The organism is Paenibacillus glucanolyticus NBRC 15330, from assembly GCF_004000885.1.
Taxonomy (GTDB): Bacteria; Bacillota; Bacilli; order Paenibacillales; family Paenibacillaceae; genus Paenibacillus_AQ; species Paenibacillus_AQ glucanolyticus.
The window spans coordinates 1-674 of the sequence record NZ_BIMC01000048.1 but is presented as its reverse complement, the minus strand read 5'-3'; the positions used below and the strand labels follow the sequence as shown (position 1 = coordinate 674).

The 674-nt window shown below is 66.6% G+C and carries 1 protein-coding gene; it reads left to right on the top strand.

Going from position 1 to position 674, the window contains the following annotated elements:
* Nucleotides 1-674 (top strand): hypothetical protein (locus PGL02S_RS27960; RefSeq protein ID WP_176583109.1); only part of this gene is annotated, 674 nt, incomplete at both ends.

Sequence of the window (674 nt, the reverse complement as noted above, 5' to 3'; positions counted from 1 at the left end):
TCACTGGTGCATCGGGAGCTACAGGCGTAACGGGAGCCACAGGTGCAACGGGAGTGACTGGCGTCACTGGAGCTACTGGCGTAACGGGAGCCACGGGCGTAGCCGGAGCCACAGGTGCTACTGGAGCGACTGGCGTTACCGGGGCTACTGGCGTAACTGGAGCCACGGGCGTAACCGGAGTCACAGGTGCAACCGGCGCCACGGGCGTTACCGGGGTCACTGGTGCAACTGGAGTGACTGGAGTGACTGGCGTAACTGGAGCTACGGGCACAACCGGAGCCACGGGCATAACCGGAGCTACGGGCACAACCGGAGCCACGGGCATAACCGGAGCTACGGGCACAACCGGAGCCACGGGCGTTACAGGAGCCACGGGCATAACCGGAGCCACGGGCATAACCGGAGCCACTGGCGTAGCCGGAGCTACGGGCACAACCGGCGCCACGGGCATAACCGGAGCTACGGGCACAACCGGAGCCACGGGCACAACCGGAGCCACGGGCATAACCGGAGCCACGGGCGTAGCCGGAGCCACGGGCGCAACCGGAGCCACGGGCGTAACCGGGGTCACTGGTGCAGCGGGAGCTACAGGCGTAACGGGAGCCACAGGTGCAACTGGAGTGACTGGCGTAACTGGAGCGACTGGCGTTACCGGCGCTACGGGCACAACCGGT